Raw genomic sequence first — 22,180 nt, 5'->3', positions numbered from 1 at the left:
CTCCAACATGTCCCACATAATCTTTCGGCGCACGGCCACCATTCTCTCGGTGGTCGTGCCTATATATGTATATGCAGAAAGGATAACCCCAATGAACCTGTCCACCCTATCCGCCTCACTTGCACCCCTGAATCTTCGCAGCTGTCTGATTCAGCAGCAAGGCAGGCTGATCTTCGAGCATTATAGAGATCAGCGCACAGCCTCCGAGCTGGCCAAGATCAACTCCTGCACCAAGAGCATCCTCTCCGCGCTGATCTGCATCGCCATAGACCAGGGGCTGCTGCCCGGCCCTTCGGCCCCGCTAAGCGGCTTTTTCCCGCAGGTTCTTCGCGATAAGGACGCACGGAAGCAGGACATTACGCTCGAGCAGCTGCTGACCATGTCCGCAGGCTTTCGCTGGACGGAGTTCGGCGGGGCCAACTCCTTCCCGAAGATGACCCGTACCCCGCATTGGGTGAATTATGTGCTGGAGCAGCCGCTTGCGGATGAGCCGGGCACCCGGATGGAATACAATTCTGGAATCTCGCAGTTACTGTCTTCGATTCTGGTACAAGCCACAGGACAGAGCACAGCCAGCTATGCCGAACAGGTTCTCTTCGGACCGCTCGGTATCCGGGACTATGACTGGGAATCGGACCCCCAGGGCATCCATACCGGCGGCTTCGGGCTGAAGCTGCGTCCGGCAGACCTGCTAAATTTTGGACAGCTCTATTTGCAGCAGGGAGTATGGAAGAATTCGCAGATCATCTCCGGCAGTTGGGCCGTACGTTCGGTACAGCCAGTCATGCACACGGAACCTCCCCGTCACGGGGGATACGGCTGGCACTGGTGGACAGATGCCCTGTCCCGCAGCACAGCAGCCGGAGAATTCAGTCTGGTAGACTACTATTACGCCCGCGGGTACGCCGGACAATTCATATATGTAGTGCCGGAGCTTCAGCTTATCGCTGTGCTGACCCAGGATAACAAGCGCGGGAAGAATAATCCTCCAGCGGATGTGTTCCGTGACTATATCGTGCCTTTATTGGGGTCTACTTAAGCCTGCTCCTGAGCTTGCTGGCAGCATACCATAATAGCGGACACAGCAGGTTGAAGAAGAATACATTGAGATACCAGACATCATTTAACTCAGCAATTACCGAGGGATTATCCCAGATATTCATCGCCAAGGGAATGGTGACCAAGGCCAGCGGAATCAGCAGTCCCTTGTATTGCTTAATTCCGAATAACTCAGCACAGCCATAGGCAGCGATGAAGAGGGTAAGAATCAGCCGGTAAAAAATAACGATGAACCAGATGACCGTGACTATGGTCTCAATCCGCTCGTAGAATCCGCCTATCGTTACTGTCTTGGCCGCAAACTGGCTGACATAAGGCATGTTCGGCGGCAGGCTTTCGCCCAGCACCGCAATAATCAGCACCGTCAGCAGGAGCAGGGCGATACTGGTAATCCAGGTGCTGTGGACGAGCGCTTTTCGATAAGAAGCTTTGTCCTTGATGAAGGAAACCAGGAACAGGCTTAAGGCCACCTCGCTGCTCGGATAACTCAGGAACATAACCGTGCCCTGAAATACCGGCTGCACCCCCTTCTCAAAGACGGGCAGGAAGTTCGTCCATTCCGCACCGTGCAGCAGGGACAGTAAGAACAGCAATAGGAGGGCCATGGCAACCGGAAAAGTAATCTCAGCAGACCGGCCGACCGCAATAATACCTTTATACAGGCAATAGACCAAGGAGAACAGGATCAGGACATAGATCGCTGATGGCGGAGTCTCTACAAACAGGTCGTTGCTGGTAAAGTCGCCAAGGCTGCGGAGTGTCAAGATGAAGATGAGAAAAGGCACACAGAATATATACAGGGCCAGCATGATTTTACCGCCCGCCTTCCCCAGAACACGGCTTAGAAATTGCCCCAGGGTATCGCCGTTCATCTCGGAATACAGCGCCACGAATAACCGGATGATCAGCAGCTGAATCAGCATGCCCAGCAGAATCGGCGCCAAGGAATCTTTACCGGACAATCCGATGATCATGGAAGGCAGCCCCAGCAAGGCACTTCCCCAATAATGCAGCGTCAGCAGCATCATTAACTGCCGGGAGCTCATCTGTACATCCCCTCCTTTGTTGAATCCACTTCCATTTAGCCTAGAATGTCCCATGGCTTCAAGAATTGTAGCAGGTTAATGAACGGCCGCAGCAGATCCGGAGTGAACTCGTCTTTGGCCGACACAATATTTAAGCCCAGTGCTAGCGCGTACAGAGCGTACACAAGTGTTCTCTCCCGGAGTCTGCCCCGTTTCTTGCGGTACCGGCTGAATTGCCACATCCATAGCAGCACATTGATTGAGATTAGACAAGCATTCATGCATCCGGTTCCTTAAATGGCGGATTTACAATTCTTCCTCGACCCTTAATGATGTATTCCACAACCACCTTCACATCCATTCTGCTGAATTTCTCATTCCATTGATCCTTCCATTTACTCCAGTACCGGGGATGCTTCTGATGAAATTTGTTGCCAAAGCCAAAGATATCTACGCCAAATTGGTTCTGCACATCCCTTATTCCAGTAGCAATTAGCGCCTCCGTCCGTACTATGGCCATCTCCTTCATCTTCCCCAGCGTCTCCCGGCTGTTCAAATCAAGGTTACATTCCACCTCACCCACATTAGCCTCAATTCTCACCTTGACAGTGGCCGAAGGCTCGCCGTTTCGCACTTCAGGCTTAATCGAGGTCTTGGCATCCAGTACCTCCATTACAAAATCTCCGTCCAGGTCCGGACAATCCACCTTGCCTACTGTCGATTTGACCTTGCCGGTCACATAGTTATAAGCCTTGCTGTCCGATTCATTCAGCCAGCCGAGCAGAACATCATCCTTCATCACTCCGATGCCCCGATACTCAAATTTGAGCGGGCTGTTAATGGAATCTACATTTTCTTTCGTCTTTCCCTTCTCGAGATCACCCACCAGATGAAGACCGGTCAATACGGCTTCCTGGCCGTCCAGATCAAACCATTTCATCAGATCAAGCAGGCGTACCGCCGAGGTCGGAGCCCAGTTCTTCTGCGACCCGTTCAGCGAATCATAGAGGTCTCTGGCCGGCAACCGCTCCAGCGGGGTCATGATGGATAAGGCATCGTAAGCCGTCCCTTCCCGGACGATGGCCACATCGAAATCCGGCCGGACTTCGTGATCCCTGAACAGAAAATCCAGCGGCTTGCGGATGCCCTCCCTGGCCATGGCCTCGTCCAGCAGCAGCATGCTCAGATGGGATAGATATATCTTACGCGGCAGCATAGTGGTCAATTTACGCAGAGCTTCCATAATCGTTGCTGACTCCGTAGCAACCACAAGGGCCGGAGGTCCTCCCGAACCACCGCTGCTGGCAGCCGCCAGACTGGGCGCGACAATCTGCACGGTTACCCGGTAGCCCTTGTCCGTACGATCAATGCCAAGACCGATGGCGACCGCCAAATCACTAAGCTCTTTGCGGCTCCAGCAGCCCGTTAACGGCGTACTCATCAGGACCAGCACACAGATCATGATTACCATCCTTCTCATGGCTAAGCCCCGTTCCTGGTGCGTTTATTCCGCGAACCGGACCAGTAAGGACTGCGGAAGACACCATCTCCCTGCTCACTCTTCAAATAAGGCGCATAAGGCCGCATGTAAGGGACACCCGCAGACTCCAGGCTGCAGATATGCACTGTCAGAATAACGAACCCCACAGTGATCCCGTATATTCCGAAGGAAGCCGCCGCCCCCATGAATAGAAACCGGATGAGCCGGATGGGGATCGACATATTATAGGCCGGAATGACGAAGCTTGAAATTCCGGTGATCGCCACCACGATAACCATCCCTGCCGAGACAATTCCGGCGTCTACCGCCGCCTGCCCTACAATCAGAGTACCCACAATGGATACCGCCTGACCGATGTTACGGGGCATACGGATTCCGGCTTCACGTATGATTTCGAAGGTGATCTCCATGAGCGTGGCTTCAACAAAAGCCGGGAACGGCACGCCCTCGCGCTGAAACATAATGCTCAGCAGCAGCCGGGTAGGCAGCAGATCCTGATGGAAGGTTGTAATGGCGATATAGAGTCCGGGAGCAAAGATACTGATGATGACAGCGGTAAGCCGCAAGATCCGAATCAGACTGGAGAACAGATAAGGCTGATAACTATCCTCCGCCGACTGGATGAAATCCAGGAACAGGGAGGGAACAATCATGACAAAGGGGGTCCCATCTACTATAATGGCTACCCTGCCTTCCGCCAGACCTGCCGTAATGCTATCGGGCCTTTCCGTATTGAGCACTGTCGGAAACACCGTGTATTTGTTGCTCTGTAGATACTCTTCAATGAATTCACCATCCAGTACAGTCTTCAGTCCAATCTGATCGAACATCTCCGATATCCGGTTCAGCACCTGATGATCGGCCAGCCCCTCGATATAGAGGATTGAAATATCTGTCTGCGTGACCTGCCCCACCGAACGGGTTACAATTCTCAGCCGCTCATCCTTCATCTTCCTGCGGATCATCGTAATATTAGTGCGCAGATCATCGGTGAAGCCTTCCTGCGGCCCACGAATCACCGTTTCCGTCTTGGTTTCATCGATACTCTTCTTCTCATAGCCCTGGATGGCAAGCGCAAGGGCCTCTTCGCAGCCATCAATCAACACGAGGACACAGCCGGATAAAATATCCTTGACCGCTCCGCTCAGGTCCCCAGCCGTTCTAACCTGTCCCGCACTCAGGATGTGGTTGCTGAAATAGTCCAGCAGTCTGTGCCCGTCCGGGGCGGGCGGTGCCGATTGAATCGCCGGAATAAATGACTCCTCCAGGATCTGGTTATTCACCATTCCGTCCAGGAAGATTAATTGAATGACGCATTCCTGCTGTGCATGGGTCCAATCCAGACGAAGCGAACGGACGCTTATATCTGAGCTGTTCCCCAGTCTGCGGCAGATCAGCTCCGTATTGATGTGAGCTTCCCGGCTCAGCTGCTGAGGATGCTCATTGTGCAAGTGACTGGGATGTTGTTCATGAAATTTCATGTGTGCCTCTCCCTGCTGTGTATCGGCGTAGTTATGTAATCCAGTGTTGCCTAAGTTGGTTTATTTCAAAACCAAGCAGCAGCGGCTTTCCCATCAAAAAAGCCCCTTCCCTCCGGGTAGGAGAGAAGGGGCTTTTTATGTACATACGCACAAATCCCCGCTGCCTATTGCTTAAGGCCCGGGGATTCATGTGTTGATTACGCTATTCAATTCAATCATTTCCTCCAAGTAACAAAAGCCATATCCCTGACATGGTGATTGTTCTCAATATCATGTTTCCTTCATGCTTCCGTGTTGCCCGTTCGCTCCATTTCGGAGTATTGCTCCATGTCCTGCATATGGGGTGGATTCCCGCGTACACGATTTCACGAAAAACGTTTTCACGGACGTTTTCCCTACTGTGATGAATCGCAGTTGTACGCTTCGCTAACCTTTTTCATTGGAATCACGCTCTTTCTTCCGCAAGAACCTTCTCTTGCTTGAATAATTAGCTTCGTTCTTCTTCCAATAAAGATTTGCTTCTTGGGTTCCCGCATACCCACGATCTGCCAGAAGATGTTATCATCCACCTTCTTCATCAGCAGCCGATTCCGGCATGCTTCGCTAACGCTAGTACATCGGGGCTCTCTCCTTTCCTTCATTCATTGCTAAATTTAGGAATGAGACCATCACCTGCGGTACCACTTGTAATGCTTGGGGCTCTTGTTGCTGTGGTTCCTGTGGTGATGTCTACATTATACCTCAGGAATGCTTAAATTTAAACTTTCAAAAACCTGCATATCCCCGCAGAATCTGCGATATTTCAGGAGAATTGTAAATAAAGTGCCTATCTCTATAAATTGCTTCGTTTACGGATTATTTACTCCCGTTAGCTGCTCATTATCATGTATGCGCTATCATTTTGTCAGAACAATACCGGCCAGACTGATGATTTTCTCTCCAGACAGGCCGGTGCATCTACAGAGTGAGACTATGATTTCTGGACTTGCGGCTTAATACCATGAGCAGATAAATTCCATAGAGGAGATACAGAATATTAAGAATAGAGACGATTAGTACCTCATGCTCCAGATTCTCATTGCTGACCATAGCCAGCGCATCGTAGATAAAGTGGAACGCGATCAGCGGAACAATATTCCGGCCTGTCTCCATTAGCAAGGCGAGCACACAACCCAGCAGCAGCGCATTGATAACCTGAAGAAGCGTATGTATAAGATCATTTCCGCCAAAGGCATTAGCCATATGTAGAACTCCGAAGAAGATGGATGAGAACACAATATAGAACAGCGGGCCTTTAGATCTAAGATAATTCCAGATCACTCCTCTAAAAATAGATTCCTCAGTGTAGCCCACCAGCAGCGTCATAATAACAATGCTGATCACTTCAGGCGCTCCAAGCTCGACATTGATTCCATTCATCAGCGGCTGGGCCACCGCAATTATGAGCAGCGGGATGTAGAACAGTACCGCTCTGGACGGCTTGGCCTCCAGCTTGCGGAAGCCGAAGCTGACGAGCGTGGAATCCTTTCTTTTCATATAGAGGGTTACAATAATACCCATAACCAGAAAGGCGCAGGCTTGGGCATTCCTTATCCCCATGTCGCCGAACTCCATAACCATGGATACAGCGGAGGCAACGGATACAGCCAGGGTCAGGACTACTCCCCATACCAGCGAGTAAACGATAGGACGTCCTTGTGCAGCAGTGTTCTTCATTTCTGATCTCCTTTATAGTAGACTAACGTATTGCCGCTTCAGGACAATAATGGATTAATTGTAAGCCATTTTGCGGAATTATACTATTATAATCTTCCAGTGGGCATCGCGGTCTGTACATGCTATAATCTCTCAATCCCACAATAAGAATGGAACAACAACATGAACAATCCTATCAAAATCTTCAAAGTGACCGTGCAGCTGGAAAAGGATGAATATGGCCTTGAGGTAAGCCATTGGCGGCTGCTGGTGGAAACGAACCGCTATTATGAGATCAAGCCGGAGAACGGACCGGTAAAACGGATCTACAAAGAAAAACTGAATACGGTAGTGGATGACACCAAAACCTATACAGACGGCTTTCTGGCTTGTTCAGCGTTCTGTATAGAGGACCGTATTGATGATATGCATACTGAAATGCTGCATAAGCTGCAGGTTAAGATCAAGGCGTATATGGCTGAGCTTCATTTGAACCAGCAGGCCATCGAGCTGCAGTTCAAGAGCCCGGGGCCTATGAGTAACCGGAAGTAGACCTCTATAACCTTAGACTGTAACACAAGTGGAAACGGCTTTGCCGTCCTTTAATAAGACAGCACCGTTTCAGCGAGAAATAGAAGGATAAGTTATCGTGTGAAACATATAAATTCTTATATTTTCAAAAAAACCGGAAGGGCCGCAATACTTGCTGCGACTGTTCCGGTTTTTTGGCTTTGCTTATTCCCTTACAGCAGTCCTGCGTTCTTCATGGCGTGTTCCCAGCTTGGAAAATAATACAACGCACTTCTCATCAGCTCGGGCTCCTGCTGCTTGATCTGCTTTTTGTTCATGTTGCCCCCACCAGATTGAAGCTGCTTGATCCTACTGATAACTTCATCTGAAGCCATTGTAATATCCAACTCTTCACCCCTTTCCGGTGTTTCTTTCCATATTTTTCACCATTACTGCCAGTTCTATACCAGCTTGCGGCACTCGGAAAGTAATCAGTGGCTAACGAGATAAGAGGCATCCAGAATCAGGGCGACCCGGCCGTTGCCCAGGATGGTTGCCCCGGACAGATGGTTCATCGTCCCCAGATACGCGCCCAGGGACTTGATGACGACCTCCTGGTTGCCGATGATTTCATCAACAGCGAACGCAGCGATCCGGTCAACAGATCTTACAATCACAAGCGGAATCGTCTTGGAGCGGCGCTCTGTACGCGGATAATGCAGCTTGTCTCTGAGCCAGGAGAGCGGAACAATCCGCCCGTGGTTGATAATCGCCTGCTCCCCTTGAACGACCTGAATCTCTTCGGGAGCGATCCGCACAATCTCGGCCACATTATACATCGGGAGGATCAGCACACGCCCGGAGACCTTGACCAGCAGTCCCTTGATAATGGCCAGTGTAAGCGGCAGGCGGATCGTAAACAGAGTGCCTGCCCCCGGCTCGGTCTGAATATCTATGATTCCGTTGAGACGTCCAATCTGACTGCGGACAATATCCATTCCCACGCCCCGCCCTGACACTTCACTGACTTCGGAGGCTGTGGAGAAGCCCGGCTCGAAGATCAGGCTAACGGCTTCCTGCGCGGTTAAGTACCCTGCCTGCTCTTCTGTAATGATCCCTTTGCTGAGCGCAGAGGCTGTAATCCGGGCGGCATCGATGCCCTGCCCATCATCCTCCAGGCGAATCACGACCTGATTCTCCTCATGAAAAGAAGTAAGCGTAATTCTGCCCTTCGGAGCCTTGCCCTGCTGCACACGCACCTCTGGACTCTCTATTCCGTGATCGGCGCTGTTACGGATCAAGTGGATTAGCGGATCACTTAGCTCTTCAATGATCATCCGGTCCAGCTCGGTCTCGCCTCCCTGAATCTGCAGTTCAATATCCTTGCCCAGCTTCTGGGCCAAATCCCTGACCAGCCGCGGAAAACGGTTAAACAGCTGATCCATCGGCAGCATCCGGGTCTTCATGACCCCTTCCTGAAGCTCTTTGATAATTCCGCCCATATGATCCGATATCGAGCCGATATCAGGCAGAACCTTGGCGGGATCAGTACGTTGTCCCGTAGCGCTCAGATCGGCCAGAGAGGTCTGCTCAATCAGCAGCTCTCCCACCAGATTCATTAAATGATCCAGCCGCTCCACACTCACCCGGACCGTTGACTGTACCTCATGGGATTTACCTTTGCCCGGAGCAGAGGACGAAGATTCAGCAGGCACCGGTTCGGCCGTAGTCTGGATGTCAGTCCCGGCAACAGGTGCGGGCACGAACGGTGTAATGACAATACTTTCGACATCTGTCTCCCCTGCCAGTTGCTCGGACACCTGCCGGATCTCGCGCGGGGAAGCAGCGACTACAGCAAATTGGCTGTAGCGGGCGTCTTCATCGGCTCCAGGCGCCGCCGGTGGCGCCAAGGCAGCAGCAATCACCGGCCCGCAGACCTCTTCCATACGCTGTAAGAGAATATAATGCCGGGCCGCCTTCATCTGGCAGTCCTCTCTCAAGGTGACTACAAGAGCCAGCAGCAAGTATCCTGCTGCCACAGCCTCATCCGCCTGAAGCAGCTCCGCTGCATTTAAGACCGGAAGCCGGACCGGCTGAAGTTCAGCCGGCTTATTAATCAGCGCTTTGATCTCCGCCACCACAGCGGAGCAATCTGTGAAGCCCTCTCCGCGAACATACTGAGTACGCAGCAGCTTCATCGCGTCCAGTGCCCGGAAGAGCGTATCAATCAGATTGCCGGTAATCTCCGGCTTCTTCTCCCGCACCCACTCGAGCGCATACTCCACCTCATGCGTGAGATCGCTCATCTCACGGAAGCCCATTGTGGAGGCTGAGCCCTTGATCGTATGGGCTGCACGGAAGATCGTCTGAATCAACTCAGCGGTTGGAGCATGCTCCAACGCAAGCAGGGACTGGTCGATCCGCTCTAATTGCTCGTTCAGCTCTTCTATGAATATATCGCGGTAAGCCGACAGTTCCATCATCATTGCTTGTTCCCCTTTTTACCCGCCCAATATTTCTTCGAGCTTCAGAATACCGATCAGCTGATCATCCCGCTGCCCCACTCCGTGGAACACCGCATCGCGGCTGCGGTTATGTCCGCCGGCCGGCGGATGAATCTCGGCGTACGTAGTCACCTTGTTCACCTTATCTACAATCAGTCCGACGAATTCCTCGCGGTAGTTGACCACAATAATTCTTGTGCTCCGGGTATACGGCTCATCAGCCATTCCCAGCAGATTGCGCAGGCTCATGACACAGACCACCTTGCCGCGCAGATTGACTACACCTTTGACTTCATTCCGGCTAAAGGGGATATCTGTAATACTGAGCATTTTGATAATCTCATGAATCTCTTCAATACGGATGGCACAGGTCTCGGCTCCTACCGCAAGCTCGATGTATTGTTCCTTCTGTAAGGATGACATGGCTTCACCTTCCGTCTATTGAATTAATGGGTCTTGAATGCGGCTGCCGATTGGGCCAGATCCTCAGACAGCAGGGCTAGAGCCTGGCAGGTTGTCGCCGTCTCCTCAGAAGCCGCTGCCGACTCCTCGCTGGAAGCCGCAATGGACTGAACCGAGTCCATTACTTCCGCAGCCTGGGCGGATTCCTCTTCGCAGGCGGCAGCAATCTCGTTAACCTTGAGTGCGGAGGTATTGACCATCTGAATAATTTGCTCGAAGGCCTGGCTGGTCATCGAGGCCTGCTCGACACTCTCAGCCACCGCCCGGACACTCTGCTTGGTATTCTCCTGGATGACCTTGATAATCTTTGTAATCTCCTTCGTAGCATCGCTGCTGCGTTCAGCAAGCTTGCGGACCTCGTCCGCCACCACGGCGAAGCCGCGTCCCTGTTCTCCGGCACGTGCCGCTTCAATCGCTGCGTTCAGGGCCAGGAGATTGGTCTGCTCGGCGATATCGTCGATCACTTCGATGATATCCCCGATTTTGCTGGAGTCGTCTTCAAGCTGCTTCATCTGGTGATTGACGCTCTGCATCCCCTGCAGCGAAGTCTCCACCACATATCCGCCTTCGCGGGCGGTCCGCACCGTATCATTGGACAGCTCTGCCGCTTCTTCAGCACTGGAGGCTACAGAATCAATCGCCAGCGACAGCTCCTTGAACAGCTCGGTGATATTGGTCGCCGCCGCCGACTGGTTCGTGCTGGTGCTGGCAATCTCCTGGGTGCTTGCTGAGATCTGTTCGGAAGAGGCCGCAACGCTCTGTGAATTCATCACAATCCCGTTGATTAATTCCTTCAGGTTATGAACCATCCGGTTGAGGGCTGTGGCAAGCTGTCCGACTTCATCCTTAGTTGATATATCCGCTTGCTGCGTCAGATTACCATTAGCCACTTCAGTAGCCACATGCAGCATCTGCATCAGGGGTCTGGAAATCGATCTTGCGATCAGGTAGCCGATTATAATACTAAGGATAACCGCCGCGATGACCACTGAGATCGTAAGGATGAACGCCGAGGAATACGCAGACTGTGAAAGGTTGTTTGCCGTCTCTGCCAGCTCAACGTTCACCTTGATCAGGCCATCCAGATTGTTCAGCACGGTCTGCCCCTGGACGGCCAACTGTGTGCTCACAAATGTATTGAAGGCAGCGACATCATCCTGCTCCGCCAGAACCAGCGCCTGCTCGAACAGCTTCTCATAGCCTGCATACTCCTGGTCAAAAGAGGCCAGCAGCTCAACTTCGCGGGGAGTCGTCGCCAGTGGACGGTAGTTATCCACCTTCCGGGTGATTTCCTCGCGGCCATCAGCAATTTTTTGTTTAAACTCAGCAATCTTCACCGTATCTGTTGTATTGCTCATATCACGGATATACACCCGGTTAAGCTGATAGCTAATCTGGGCGGCAGACAGATCTCTGACCGAGATCAGATTGTTGCTGTACATTTCTTTCATATTCTGATTGCTGGTGCGCAGGGATAAGACCGAATAGACTCCAAGTCCTGCCAGGATTAAAGAGACGATCAAAAAAGCGGTGACGATCTTTGTAGCTGTTTTCAAATTCCCGAACCATTTCATGTGGCTTCCCCCTGTGGTTACATCATAGCGTCCTTCTTGTCGGCGTTAATCTTACACTCCCCTATCAGCCGGCGGGACATCATTAGCTATATTTCGACATTTTATATCAAAAAATTTATATTCCAATTTGAGTTTTTCATATTTTTTTCATAAAACTCAGTTTAATCCTACCCTTTACAAATCGAAATGTTCACTATTCCGTAGTTTGATGCAGAATCCGCTTGACAGAACATAGAAATAAGTTATAAATAAACATAATTAGCAATTGATTCAATCCAATTTTATCCTCCGCGAAAAGAGGCCTGCCATGTCATCAAAAGTACCTGTGGCCGAAAAACTGGTGTTCTCAGGCGGTCTGCTGGGCCAGAATATGCTCTACAGCTTCATGTCGATGTACATCCTGTTCTTCTATACGGATCTGCTGGGAATTCCGGCAACCACCGCCAGTGTCATTCTGGTAGCAGCAAGCATTATCGATGCTTGTCTTGATCCGCTCATGGGCATGATTACCGATAAAACACGCTCCAGATGGGGGAAATTCCGGCCTTATCTGCTGTTTGCCCCTTGCCTGATCGCGCTGGCGACCATCCTCTGTTTCTGGGACTTCGGCGGTTCCCGGACGGTGACCCTTGTAATCGCTACCGTCTCGTATCTGCTCTGGGGAATGCTGTACACGGTCTGTGACACACCGCTCTGGGCCTTGTCATCCGTAGTCTCCACTGATCCGGGAGAACGGACCTTATTCGTCACATTGGGCAAAATCGGCGGAACACTCGGCGCGGTCGTTATCACCATCGGAGGTATCCAGCTTCTCCTCGCCTTCGGCGGTGAACGGAATACGCAGGCTTACCTGTACTCGGCAATCATTATCGGGGTCATCGCGGCGCTGTCGATTGTCCTGACCGGGATGCTCACCAAGGAACGGGTCGTCCCTTCCGCTGAGAAGATCTCATTCCGCCAGAACCTGCAAACGGTATACAAAAACAAGCCGCTGCTCACCCTGCTCGCCTCTCTCTTGATTATCAACCTGGTGAACGGCATCCGGCAGAGTATTCAGCTCTATTATGTGGTCTATGTCTGGGGAGATGCGGGGTATGCCACACAGGTCGGGATCGCTCTGGTGGCCGGTATGCTGCTGGGGATGATCGCTACGCCGCCGCTGCTGCGCCGCTTCGCCAAAAAGAAGGTATTCATTATCTCCTGTATTCTGGGGAGTGTAGCCTGCATTCTGCCTTATCTGCTGGGTGACCATAACGTATTGAACACGCTAGTGTTCTTCGGGGTCAGCTTCTTCTTCTCCGGCATGACAACGATTGCCAGTACCTCAATGCTGCTCGATACGATTGATTATTCGGAATGGAAGCTTGGCTTCCGGGGCGAGGGCATTGTGTTCTCCACGAACACCTTCATTACCAAGTTCAGCGGAGCGGTGTCGCGGATGATTATTGGAACCAGTCTCGGTCTGCTCAGCTACGTGGAGAATCAGCCAGCGACTCCGCAGCTCCAGCACGGCCTTAGCTTCGTGATGTTCCTGCTGCCTGCACTCTGCTTCCTGGCCGCTATTCTGCCGATTCTGTTCTACAATATAACGGAGAAGCAGCGGGTGCAGATCCTGAGCGATCTGAATCATAGCCGGTCCCTGTAGTGGGGCTGGTGGGGAGATGAGCGGATGGAGGAGAGATGATGGCGGGGATTTACTTTTCCCTGATTGAATCGTTCATGGTCAGGGGTGCGGCTGGGTGTAACGGACTCAGCTGCGCTTATTTCTGCCAAAAGGCAAGATTGGAGCAAGTTAGGGACTACGGCCCTTATTGCCGGATTTTCCGCGCCATAACATTGATTATGGAGCAATTAAGAGCCAACTGTACCCTTACCACAGAATAATAGGGAGGTACTTGGATTATGGATATATCCACACTAGCAGCGTTGATGTCTCCTCCAGATCTTAGCGGGTGCCGGACGGTATTATGCATACAGCCGCACCCGGACGATAATGAGGTAGGCATCGGCGGCACCATTGCCTCATTCGCGCAACAGGGCTGCGAGATTCATTATCTTACCGTCACGAACGGAGATCTGGGCGCGCTGGATGAGCAGTTGTCTTCCGCCGGTATCGCCGCCATCCGAGCAAGCGAACTAGAAGCAGCCGGGAGATTGCTGGGAGCGACAGTTTTCCACCAATTGGACCATGGCGACGGAACACTGGAGCATATCCCCGCCCTCGCGGGCGAGATTGCCGAGATCATCCGGACGGTCCAGCCGGATGTTATACTGTGTCCTGATCCTTGGCTGAGCTATGAGGCGCATTATGACCATATCGTTACAGGCAGAGCCGCAGCCCAGGCTGTCTTGTCTTCCGGGCTTCCCCTGTATCCGAGGGGTACCCTTACCCGGCCATGGCAGCCGAAGGCCATCGGCTTCTACTTCACCGCTGAGCCTAATACGGTCATCGACATTACGGACCACTTCGAGCGCAAGTTCGCGGCCATGGCCCTGCACGTCAGCCAGTTCAATGAAGAGCAGCTCGCCATGTACCGGATCTATTTCGGCGAGCAAGGCCGCCAGCTGGCCGAAGGCAGAGGCTTTGGGCTGGGCGAAGGGCTGAAGGTGCTGTCACCGCTGCACCTGCATTGCTTTGTGGATGCACGGCGGATTTGACGGTTTTCCCATTTAATGCAAAAGAGCAGCAATCCCCCATCCATAAGGGGAGTTGCTGCTCTTTGTTATGCGGGAAGCTCGGCCAAACGGTAGTAGGGTATGTTCAATAGCGGCTTGAAGCCCAGCTTTTGCGCCAGTCTGTAAGAGCCCACATTCTCTTGGCGGCAGCCCCACACCGGCTCCAGTCCCTGCTCCAGACAGTAGTCAATTAACTTGCAGCACACTGAGAAGGCAAAATGATTTCCCCGGTGACCCGGTGCCGATTCAATTCCAATCTCCAGTTGATTCGTTGTCCGGTAAGCCGAGAATGCGCTGGAGGCCTGCTCTCCCTCCCACCATAAAGTGTATCCTTTGCCTGAAGCCAGGAAGCGCTCTGCGTCAAGCCAGAAATACCTGGGAATCACTGCACCCTCCTGCTCGCCGAATCCTTCTCCGTTCATCTGGACAATCTCCGCATCCTGCCGGAACCATTGCGCCTTCGCACGGTTATAGACCTCCGGTTCGAACGTAAAATTCACCCGGGTCTGTATGTACATTCTGCGTGAATCCGCCGCATCAAGCCGTGAATTATGCTCAGTAAGCATTGCTTCAATCAGCGGGTCCCAGCCCCCTGCCGGATCAGCCTGCAGCCATTCTGCTGAATGCCGGTGCCCCGTCTTGTTCGTAATATAGTCCGACAAGCTCCGGTTAAACTCCTCATTCACCGAATCCCCATAGACCAGCGACATCCCGTATTCATGAGCCACGTAGAAGGTACGGGGGTTATGGAGCGAGTCCACATACACACTACCTGTCGTCTGCCCGCTCAGAACGCCTTCAGCGAACAGGGTGTTAATCTTCACTTCCTTTAACAGCGTCCAGGCAAGGGCGTAATCCCGGCTATCTAGCTTCAGCATGCTTATCTCCTCTTTTCTTAGGAATTAGTATAGATATTGAACAGCCAGCGGAAATTCCACTCGAAGATATGAGAGCCCTCCCATGTATTAAAAGGCTCCGGGATTCCCTTGGCCATCCAGTGCTCTGCACTTTCCCCGCTTCGGGCTGCTGCTGCAGCATACTCCTGGATCTCTGTGAGATAGCGTAGCATTTCAGGGATGCTCTCCCGTCCGGCAACCTCCCCATGACCGGGAATCAGCCGTTTGAAATCAATCTCCCTGCCAATCCGCTCTACAATAGTTGTCCATGCTTCCGGGAATCCATGGAGCATCGCCGGGTGGAATCTGTTCAGAACCAGATCTCCTGCGATCAGCACCTGAACATCTGTAACGTACACCATAGCATCGCTGAGGGTATGACCGCCGCCATACGTGAACAGATGCAGGGAACGCGATGATCCGTGAATATCCAGACTATCCCTGAAGGTCATCCCTGCTCTCAGTCTGCGGATTGTTGGCGTGGCCTCCAACAACGCCTGTTTGTCGGATATTTCATTAACGAGCGCTTGCTGTAGACGGGAATCCGTAGCAGCATTGCTTATCTCCTGTAATCCTGTGATCTGCTTCTGCAGACCTTCCTGCCATTCCTCCAGAGCAGGTGGTGCATGGGTTGTCAGCACCTCACGGGTGAGCTCTGTTGATAGAATGATGCTGCCTGGAAACTCCTGATTACCGTAATGATGATCCCCGTGATAATGAGTATTAATTATGTACTTGACCGGCTTCCCTGTCAGATTCTCGGCCGTTTCCCGCAGAAGCCTGGCTGCTGCCGGCAGGCTGAAGGTATCTACTACGACTGTACAATCCCCAAGATCGATGATCGACGCATTGCCTACCGCGCCCCGGCCCGGAATAACAATTGCGGCCCACACTCCCTGCGCTACTTCCTCTACCCTGAACATACAGATCTTCCCATCTATATTTTTCTACTTATTATACCTTACTATGTCACGCATGAATAAATGAATGTTATAATACACTCATTGTCATGCGAATGACTTGAATCCTGGCTCAACCTGAAAGGAAACGACCTATGATTAATACTATTCCTGAAGTGAATTTCGAGGCTTCCCCTTACTATAATCCCGGCCTCAAAAATGTAGTCATCCTCGCCACCGGCGGTACCATTGCCGGCAGCGGCGAAGCCCATAAAACCTTGAATTACGAGCCCGGCGCCCTGCCCGTGCAGGATCTGCTGGATAGTGTACCGCACCTGGAACGGCTGGCGAACTGCGCCGGGGTACAGGTCAGCAATCTGTGCAGCGCTGATATTACCAGCGAACACTGGCTTACCCTGGCAACCTACATTAACACGCTTGCGCTCAGGGAGGATGTGCACGGATTCGTCATTACCCACGGCACTGACACCCTGGATGAGACGTCCTACTTCCTGAACCTGGTGATCAAGACCGACAAGCCGGTAATCATTACCGGCTCTATGCGCCCGGCTACCGCAATCAGCGCCGATGGCCCTCTGAATCTGTATCAGTCCGTAGCGCTGGCAGCGAATCCTGAGGCCTCCGGCCAAGGCGTGATGGTTGTCTTTGCTGAGGGCATTTATAGCGGGCGGGATGTGCAAAAGGTGAACACCTTCAAGGCCAACGCCTTCGATGAGCGCGATTTCGGCTGCCTGGGATATATGCGTGACAGCCATGCCTTTTTCTATACGCGCACCCTGAAGCGGCATACCACCGCAACCCAGTTCGATGTATCTGTAATCCAGGAGCTGCCCGAAGTGTCCGTAGCTTATTTCCATGTGGATGCCAATCCCGGAATTCTGGATTATCTGGCTACGGTCTCCAAGGGGATTGTCATTGCCGGAGCAGGCGGAGGGATCTACAGCAAGCCTTGGATTGACAAGGTGGGGGAGCTGAAGAACAATAACATCCCGGTAGTCCGCTGCTCGCGGATTTCCAGCGGAATTACACTCAAGGATTCCTACATTGATTTGTCTGCCAATTCTATTCCCTGCAACAGCCTGGTCCCGCAAAAAGCCAGAATCCTGCTCTCCCTCGCCCTGACGCAAACTACCGGCTACGATGAAATAGCCGCAATGTTCAACGAGTACTAAACGCTGCCCGCAGATGGCGGGAACTCAAAGGTGAAGACTGCGCCGCCCTCCGGGCGGTTCCGGGCACTAAGCTCTCCGCCGCAGCGTTCCACAATAGCACGTGCGATGGCGAGTCCCAGCCCGGATTCGCCATTTTTCCCTTTGACGAACCTGTGAAACAGGCTGGGCAGCAGCTCCTCTGCAATGCCCGGACCATCGTCAGCAACCGTTAATACAATCCTCCCCCTGCTTGTATGCACCTCTACTTCAATACGCTTCCCGGCATATCGGGCCGCATTGGACAATACGTTCAGCAGAGCTTGCAGCAGCTTATCCCGGTCCGCTCTTACCATCCCCCCGTGGTCCCCGGAGACTGCCGGATGCAGCGACAGCTTCCTTGCCGCCAGCAGCGGATTGACCCGCTCCACCGCCTCGCTCAGCAGCTCCTCCAGATCCGTATCCTCCGCCTTATAAATATCCTCTTCACTGTCCAGCTTCGCCAGAAGAGTCATTTCGCTGACCAGGTCACGTAAGCGCCCGCTTTCACTCAGAATAATATCCAGTCCTTTACGGACGGCCTCTCCTTCAAATACCCCATCCCTAATACCCTCCGCATAACCGGCTATCGACATCAGCGGAGATTTCAGCTCATGCGAAGCATTCTGGAAAAACTGCTTCTGCACCCGGTTGAACCGGTGCAGCTCACCGGCCATCTCGTATACCGCCCTGGCGACAGATCCGATTTCACCGCCTGCCCGGATCAGATTCACCTCGGCAAACCGGCGGTTTTTCACTTTCCCCAGCTCCTGACGCAGGTTGATCAGCGGATGAATCAGCTTCCGCGTAATGAACAGGCTGAACAGAAGCATTACTGCCGCTCCCGCAGCAAAGACAAGAATCAGCCGTTTCAAGAGTGACTGCTCGATGACCTTGATTCTGCTGACAGGCGTCAGCAGGGTGAGCTTACCTTGGGGAAGCGTGTTGACCTGCACCAGATAACGCGGATCATTGCCATCCCATAAGCTCTGCAGGCTCCCCTGCTTCATAGCTGTGACATCCACCGTTACCCCGGACTGCACGGGCAGAGCCGGGAGATTTCCCGAGACCACATTCCCCTGCTGGTCGCTCACGATGGCCTGTACTCCGCTGGAGAGCGTAGGATATGGAGCCGTAAGCGGCTCGCTTTTCCCCAATGTGAATGCACCTCCTTCGGTGAATGGAGCCTGCTCCAGACTCGCGGTAAGGGAAGCACCCAGCGTCCTTAATCCCTCTTGCTCCGTGCCAATGAAATGGTCCATCAGCACATAATGGATCATCACTCCCGTGATGGACAGGACCAGCAGCAGAGACAGCCCAAAAGCAAAGTTGATCTGATGCACCAGCTTCAGCTTTTTCATCCGCAGGTTTAGCCTTTCCGCCATCCCCATCATTCCTGCACCTCTCTCATACGGTAGCCGTGTCCCCAGACCGATTCCAGTGGCAGGCCGTCCATTTTTTTGCGGATACGCTTGATCAGATGGTCGACAGCGCGGTCACTGCCGAAATAATCCTCTCCCCAGACATGGCCCAGCAGCTCTTCGCGCGTAAAGGCCCGGTTCGGACTTCCCGCAAAGACCATCAGCATCAGGAATTCCTTGCTGGTCAGCTCCACTTCAGCTCCTTGCCAGAAGGATCTTCTCTCCGTAGGATGCAGCAGCAGACTTCCCAGCTCTATCCCTGAATGCACTGCAGGCAGAGCAGCCGCAGACGGAGAGGGGTGAAGGCGTTCCCACCTTTTCAACTGGCGGTTAATCCGGGCTACCAGCTCACGGGGACTGAAGGGCTTGACCAGATAATCGTCGCTGCCAAGCTCCAGACCCAGGATTTTATCCACTTCATTATCCTTGGCAGAGATCATAATAATCGGTACCTCCGCTTCATCGCGGATACGCCTGCACAGCTCATAGCCGTCCATTCCCGGAAGCATAATATCGAGCACCCACATGCCGGGAGGGTCATTCCTCCATAAATCCCACGCCTCCTCGGCACTTCCAAGGCCAATCGTCCGGTAATTCTCCTTATGTAAATAAGCTTCCACCAGATTGCGTATATTCTCGTCATCGTCCACAATGGCAATGACCGTTTGATTGTTCATTCAGGTAACCTCCGTAATTTGTGTCTTCACCATTATAGCAAGCGGCTGAGCGGGATAGGGCCCTGCCATTGTTTTTCCACATTACTGACCCTCTCCTGCCACAGAAGCCCGCTATAGTGAGACCTGTAAGACAAACCACCTGAAGGAGTGTTCGTACATGAATCGTCTAATCGTGAAAAGAATGGCTCTATCCACCCTGCTGCTGTCCAGCATCGCCACCCCGGTCTTCGCGGATACGGGAATCGCACCGCCTCCAGTACAGGGACCCACTGCAACTATAAGCACGGCCGCTGCAGCCACAAATGGCAGTAAGCTGCTCCCCCTGCTTGAACCGCACGTTCTGGAGCTGGTGAACAGCTATGCACCGGAAACAGCCCAGGACTGGCGGGATACGCTCAGCCACTACCATGCATTAACAAGCACCAAAGCGCTTAGCGTGGATATCACCACGTCAATGTCTGCCACTCCATGGACAGAAAAAACCGGCATGATGGAGGTGCAATTAGCCACGCCTGGAACGTTAACAGATGAAGAAACGGTTCCACTTGCCACTGTGACGGAATACGGGTCAACCGGGGGCCACGTTGAGGCAGTCCTATCTGCCTCAGAAGTTGCAAACCTCACACTAACGAAACCTAACTCTCTGGAATCCGGGAAGCTTGCCAATGTGGTAACCTTACATGCGGCGTATATCGACGGCTTATTCAAAGCACAGGCTGACCTGGCAGAGGCTGCACAAGCCACAGATGCAGCAGCCATTAAGCAGGCACTCTCCGAACTGCTGAGTCAATATAAAGACCTTAACCACAAGCTGGAAGAAACAAAATAAACCGCGCAGACCCTGTATCCATTAGAAAAGCAGGCCAAGGAATTCCTCCCTGGCCTGCTTTTTCTGTTCAGATCAATTCGTATAGCGTAGCCGCCGCCTAACGGCGGGGATACATCGGATAAGGGTAGAATGCAGCAGCCGGTTGTTGGGCTGCGTAGGCGGGCATACTTTTGGCGGGCGGGCCCATATTCATTTCCCCGGCAGATCCTGGGGCTGCGCAGCCCGGAGGCGGTCCAAGAATAATCGATTCCTTCAGCGGAGCCACGGCCATGGCGTACTCCTCTTCATTAATACAATAAGCGCGCTGGATGACCTCTTTGGGCACAGCCCGCAGGAAGTCTGAACCATACACAATATCCGGAGTCGGCGCATCGAAGATCGCCAAGAAATGGGCTTGTTCGCTCTCGGCCAGAATCCAGTGGAACCAGCCCTTCGGGAAGACAGCAATTTGTCCGGCCTTCAGATGATAGGTCATTAGCTTCTGGGTGAACGGATCGAACACGGAGGCAATTAGCTCCCCGCTAATCACGAAGATCATCTCCGTCACATTCGTGTGCCAGTGCGGCTGAACAATGAAGCCTCTGCTCATATGGGCATTGAAGAACCCGTTGCGTATCGCCGGAAGCTGTTCGCCAAAAAGCTGCGTAATATAATTGTTCGCATCCCGCTTATAATTAAGCACCTGATTAGAATCGGCGGCAAGCTTCAGGTCCGGTGCCTGCAATACTGGATCTAGCATGATTAGTTCCTCCTCAAACTGGATTGTAGCCTTAAGTAACACTGGGCATTCGTCCAGATACTGTATGCAGGGGAGGAACTCTTTGACACTAAAGACAGGTGCGGACTAGATCAGACGAGCGATACTCTCAATCTCCACGGCGGAAGCTGCGAGCTGCTGCATGGAGGCGGTAATCTCCTCTGTGGCTGCGGCCTGACGTTCGCTTTGCGCCAGACAATCCGTAAGCACGGCATCCATCTGGTTAATCTTCTGCTTGATCATCTGCAGAATGCCGGCAATATCCTTCGCCGATGAAGCACTGGACACTGACATTTTGCGGATTTCCTGGGCCACGATACCGAAGCCCCGTCCATGCTCAGCGGCATGCGCCGCTTCAATCGCTGCATTGAGCCCGAGCAGGTTGGAATTATCTGCTACCTTGCGGATGAAATCGAGAATCTCGTCCGTCTGCTGCAGGTCCTCAACCACCTTCTGGCCCAGCTCCTTCAGATCGCCGACGGTATTCGCCAGATCCGAGGCCGTGCCCGCAATCTCTACCGAAGTCGAGCTGATCTCATCAGAGGTCACTGCCAGCGCATTCGCTGCATCGCTGAGCGTTACCTGATTACTGAGGCTGATTCCGATCGTGAATACCCCTGTCACAACCCCGTTCCGGTCCCGGATAGGCATGGATGACGATTTAAAAGGGATTCCGTAGATTTCTCTTGGAATCGTAGTGCTAACTTCTTCCCCGCTCTCCAGCGCAGCCCGGATTCCCCCGCTGGGCGGTACCGGAGAACCCAGTTCAATCTTGGCTATCAATTCCTTCCCTTGCAGATAATAAATGAACTTGTCCCGATCTGCCAAGGCAAACATTACATCCAGCGGGAACAGCCGCTGCACCAGGGGCAAAGATACTTCAAGCGCCTTCCGCAGCTGCTCCATTTCTGATTCTTGTCCTATTTCCTGTTCGGATTCATGTTCTAATTCATATTCTGTACTCATTGCTTCAACAGCTCCCTAATCCTATTTATTTATGTACATC

Annotated in this window: 20 protein-coding genes; 6 read left to right on the top strand and 14 right to left on the bottom strand. The window is 52.6% G+C overall.

Features of this window, described 5'->3' with window-relative positions; translation table 11 throughout:
• Positions 1 to 91: 91 nt before the first annotated feature.
• Positions 92 to 1,039: a serine hydrolase domain-containing protein gene (locus tag C162_RS29635; protein ID WP_036700869.1), complete on the top strand. Its 948-nt coding sequence runs from the start codon at positions 92 to 94 to the stop codon at positions 1,037 to 1,039.
• On the opposite strand, the gene C162_RS29630 is transcribed toward C162_RS29635, so the two are convergent.
• The 5 genes from C162_RS29630 to C162_RS29605 form a co-directional block, all read right to left on the bottom strand.
• Positions 1,032 to 2,105, bottom strand: coding sequence for a GerAB/ArcD/ProY family transporter (locus tag C162_RS29630; protein ID WP_036700867.1), 1,074 nt, complete (start codon positions 2,103 to 2,105; stop codon positions 1,032 to 1,034). The two genes, C162_RS29635 and C162_RS29630, sit on opposite strands and share 8 nt — an antisense overlap.
• A gap of 35 nt (positions 2,106 to 2,140) precedes the next feature.
• The gene (locus C162_RS29625; RefSeq protein ID WP_036700864.1) at positions 2,141 to 2,365 is read right to left on the bottom strand and encodes a hypothetical protein; all 225 of its coding nucleotides are present in this window, start codon (positions 2,363 to 2,365) and stop codon (positions 2,141 to 2,143) included.
• Entirely contained in the window at positions 2,362 to 3,564 is a 1,203-nt protein-coding gene (locus C162_RS29620) for a Ger(x)C family spore germination protein (protein ID WP_036700862.1), read from the bottom strand. Before C162_RS29620 ends, C162_RS29625 begins: the two co-directional genes overlap by 4 nt.
• Positions 3,565 to 3,566: 2 nt before the next feature.
• Positions 3,567 to 5,066, bottom strand: coding sequence for a spore germination protein (locus tag C162_RS29615; RefSeq protein WP_036700860.1), 1,500 nt, complete (start codon positions 5,064 to 5,066; stop codon positions 3,567 to 3,569).
• Between the two features lie 957 nt (positions 5,067 to 6,023).
• Entirely contained in the window at positions 6,024 to 6,782 is a 759-nt protein-coding gene (locus tag C162_RS29605) for a CPBP family intramembrane glutamic endopeptidase (RefSeq protein ID WP_036700857.1), read from the bottom strand.
• A gap of 162 nt (positions 6,783 to 6,944) precedes the next feature.
• On the opposite strand from C162_RS29605, the gene C162_RS29600 reads away from it, so the two are divergent.
• A complete protein-coding gene (locus C162_RS29600; RefSeq protein WP_036700855.1) occupies positions 6,945 to 7,313 on the top strand; it encodes a hypothetical protein in 369 nt (122 codons plus the stop codon).
• A gap of 449 nt (positions 7,314 to 7,762) precedes the next feature.
• Here the strand turns inward: C162_RS29600 and C162_RS29595 are convergent, their stop codons facing one another.
• The 3 genes from C162_RS29595 to C162_RS29585 are packed head-to-tail and all read right to left on the bottom strand — an operon-like array spanning position 7,763 to position 11,811.
• On the bottom strand, positions 7,763 to 9,757 hold the full coding sequence (locus C162_RS29595) for a chemotaxis protein CheA (RefSeq protein ID WP_235218569.1): 1,995 nt from the start codon (positions 9,755 to 9,757) through the stop codon (positions 7,763 to 7,765).
• Between the two features lie 15 nt (positions 9,758 to 9,772).
• The gene (locus tag C162_RS29590) at positions 9,773 to 10,198 is read right to left on the bottom strand and encodes a chemotaxis protein CheW (protein ID WP_036700854.1); all 426 of its coding nucleotides are present in this window, start codon (positions 10,196 to 10,198) and stop codon (positions 9,773 to 9,775) included.
• A gap of 23 nt (positions 10,199 to 10,221) precedes the next feature.
• Positions 10,222 to 11,811 (bottom strand): methyl-accepting chemotaxis protein, encoded by a 1,590-nt coding sequence (locus tag C162_RS29585; protein ID WP_036700853.1) that lies wholly within the window; start codon positions 11,809 to 11,811, stop codon positions 10,222 to 10,224.
• A gap of 307 nt (positions 11,812 to 12,118) precedes the next feature.
• Here C162_RS29585 and C162_RS29580 point away from each other — a divergent pair, with 307 nt between their 5' ends.
• Both C162_RS29580 and C162_RS29570 read left to right on the top strand, forming a co-directional pair.
• Complete coding sequence (locus C162_RS29580) at positions 12,119 to 13,456, top strand: MFS transporter (protein ID WP_036700851.1); 1,338 nt, start codon at positions 12,119 to 12,121, stop codon at positions 13,454 to 13,456.
• A gap of 257 nt (positions 13,457 to 13,713) precedes the next feature.
• Entirely contained in the window at positions 13,714 to 14,469 is a 756-nt protein-coding gene (locus C162_RS29570) for a PIG-L deacetylase family protein (RefSeq protein ID WP_036700846.1), read from the top strand.
• 65 nt (positions 14,470 to 14,534) lie between these two features.
• Here C162_RS29570 and C162_RS29565 read toward each other — a convergent pair whose 3' ends face one another.
• Positions 14,535 to 15,365 carry a GNAT family N-acetyltransferase gene (locus C162_RS29565; protein WP_036700844.1) on the bottom strand — a complete coding sequence of 277 codons (831 nt, stop codon included), beginning with the start codon at positions 15,363 to 15,365 and terminating at the stop codon, positions 14,535 to 14,537.
• A 17-nt stretch (positions 15,366 to 15,382) separates the two neighbouring features.
• Complete coding sequence (locus tag C162_RS29560) at positions 15,383 to 16,306, bottom strand: MBL fold metallo-hydrolase (RefSeq protein ID WP_036700842.1); 924 nt, start codon at positions 16,304 to 16,306, stop codon at positions 15,383 to 15,385.
• A 131-nt stretch (positions 16,307 to 16,437) separates the two neighbouring features.
• Between C162_RS29560 and C162_RS29555 the strand changes: the two genes are divergently transcribed.
• Positions 16,438 to 17,475, top strand: a complete 1,038-nt coding sequence (locus tag C162_RS29555; protein ID WP_036700840.1) for an asparaginase — start codon at positions 16,438 to 16,440, stop codon at positions 17,473 to 17,475.
• On the opposite strand, the gene C162_RS29550 is transcribed toward C162_RS29555, so the two are convergent.
• Positions 17,472 to 18,875 (bottom strand): sensor histidine kinase, encoded by a 1,404-nt coding sequence (locus tag C162_RS29550; protein ID WP_235218568.1) that lies wholly within the window; start codon positions 18,873 to 18,875, stop codon positions 17,472 to 17,474. The two genes, C162_RS29555 and C162_RS29550, sit on opposite strands and share 4 nt — an antisense overlap.
• A 5-nt stretch (positions 18,876 to 18,880) precedes the next feature.
• Positions 18,881 to 19,588, bottom strand: coding sequence for a response regulator transcription factor (locus tag C162_RS29545; RefSeq protein WP_036700839.1), 708 nt, complete (start codon positions 19,586 to 19,588; stop codon positions 18,881 to 18,883).
• A gap of 157 nt (positions 19,589 to 19,745) precedes the next feature.
• Here C162_RS29545 and C162_RS29540 point away from each other — a divergent pair, with 157 nt between their 5' ends.
• Positions 19,746 to 20,417: a hypothetical protein gene (locus C162_RS29540; protein ID WP_036700837.1), complete on the top strand. Its 672-nt coding sequence runs from the start codon at positions 19,746 to 19,748 to the stop codon at positions 20,415 to 20,417.
• 97 nt (positions 20,418 to 20,514) lie between these two features.
• Here the strand turns inward: C162_RS29540 and C162_RS29535 are convergent, their stop codons facing one another.
• Both C162_RS29535 and C162_RS29530 read right to left on the bottom strand, forming a co-directional pair.
• Positions 20,515 to 21,156 carry a cupin domain-containing protein gene (locus C162_RS29535; RefSeq protein ID WP_083677889.1) on the bottom strand — a complete coding sequence of 214 codons (642 nt, stop codon included), beginning with the start codon at positions 21,154 to 21,156 and terminating at the stop codon, positions 20,515 to 20,517.
• A gap of 105 nt (positions 21,157 to 21,261) precedes the next feature.
• The gene (locus tag C162_RS29530; protein WP_051494029.1) at positions 21,262 to 22,140 is read right to left on the bottom strand and encodes a methyl-accepting chemotaxis protein; all 879 of its coding nucleotides are present in this window, start codon (positions 22,138 to 22,140) and stop codon (positions 21,262 to 21,264) included.
• Positions 22,141 to 22,180: the final 40 nt, after the last annotated feature.

This window comes from Paenibacillus sp. FSL R7-269, assembly GCF_000517865.1.
Taxonomy (GTDB): Bacteria; Bacillota; Bacilli; order Paenibacillales; family Paenibacillaceae; genus Paenibacillus_AQ.
This window is presented reverse-complemented; position numbering and strand designations above follow the sequence as displayed.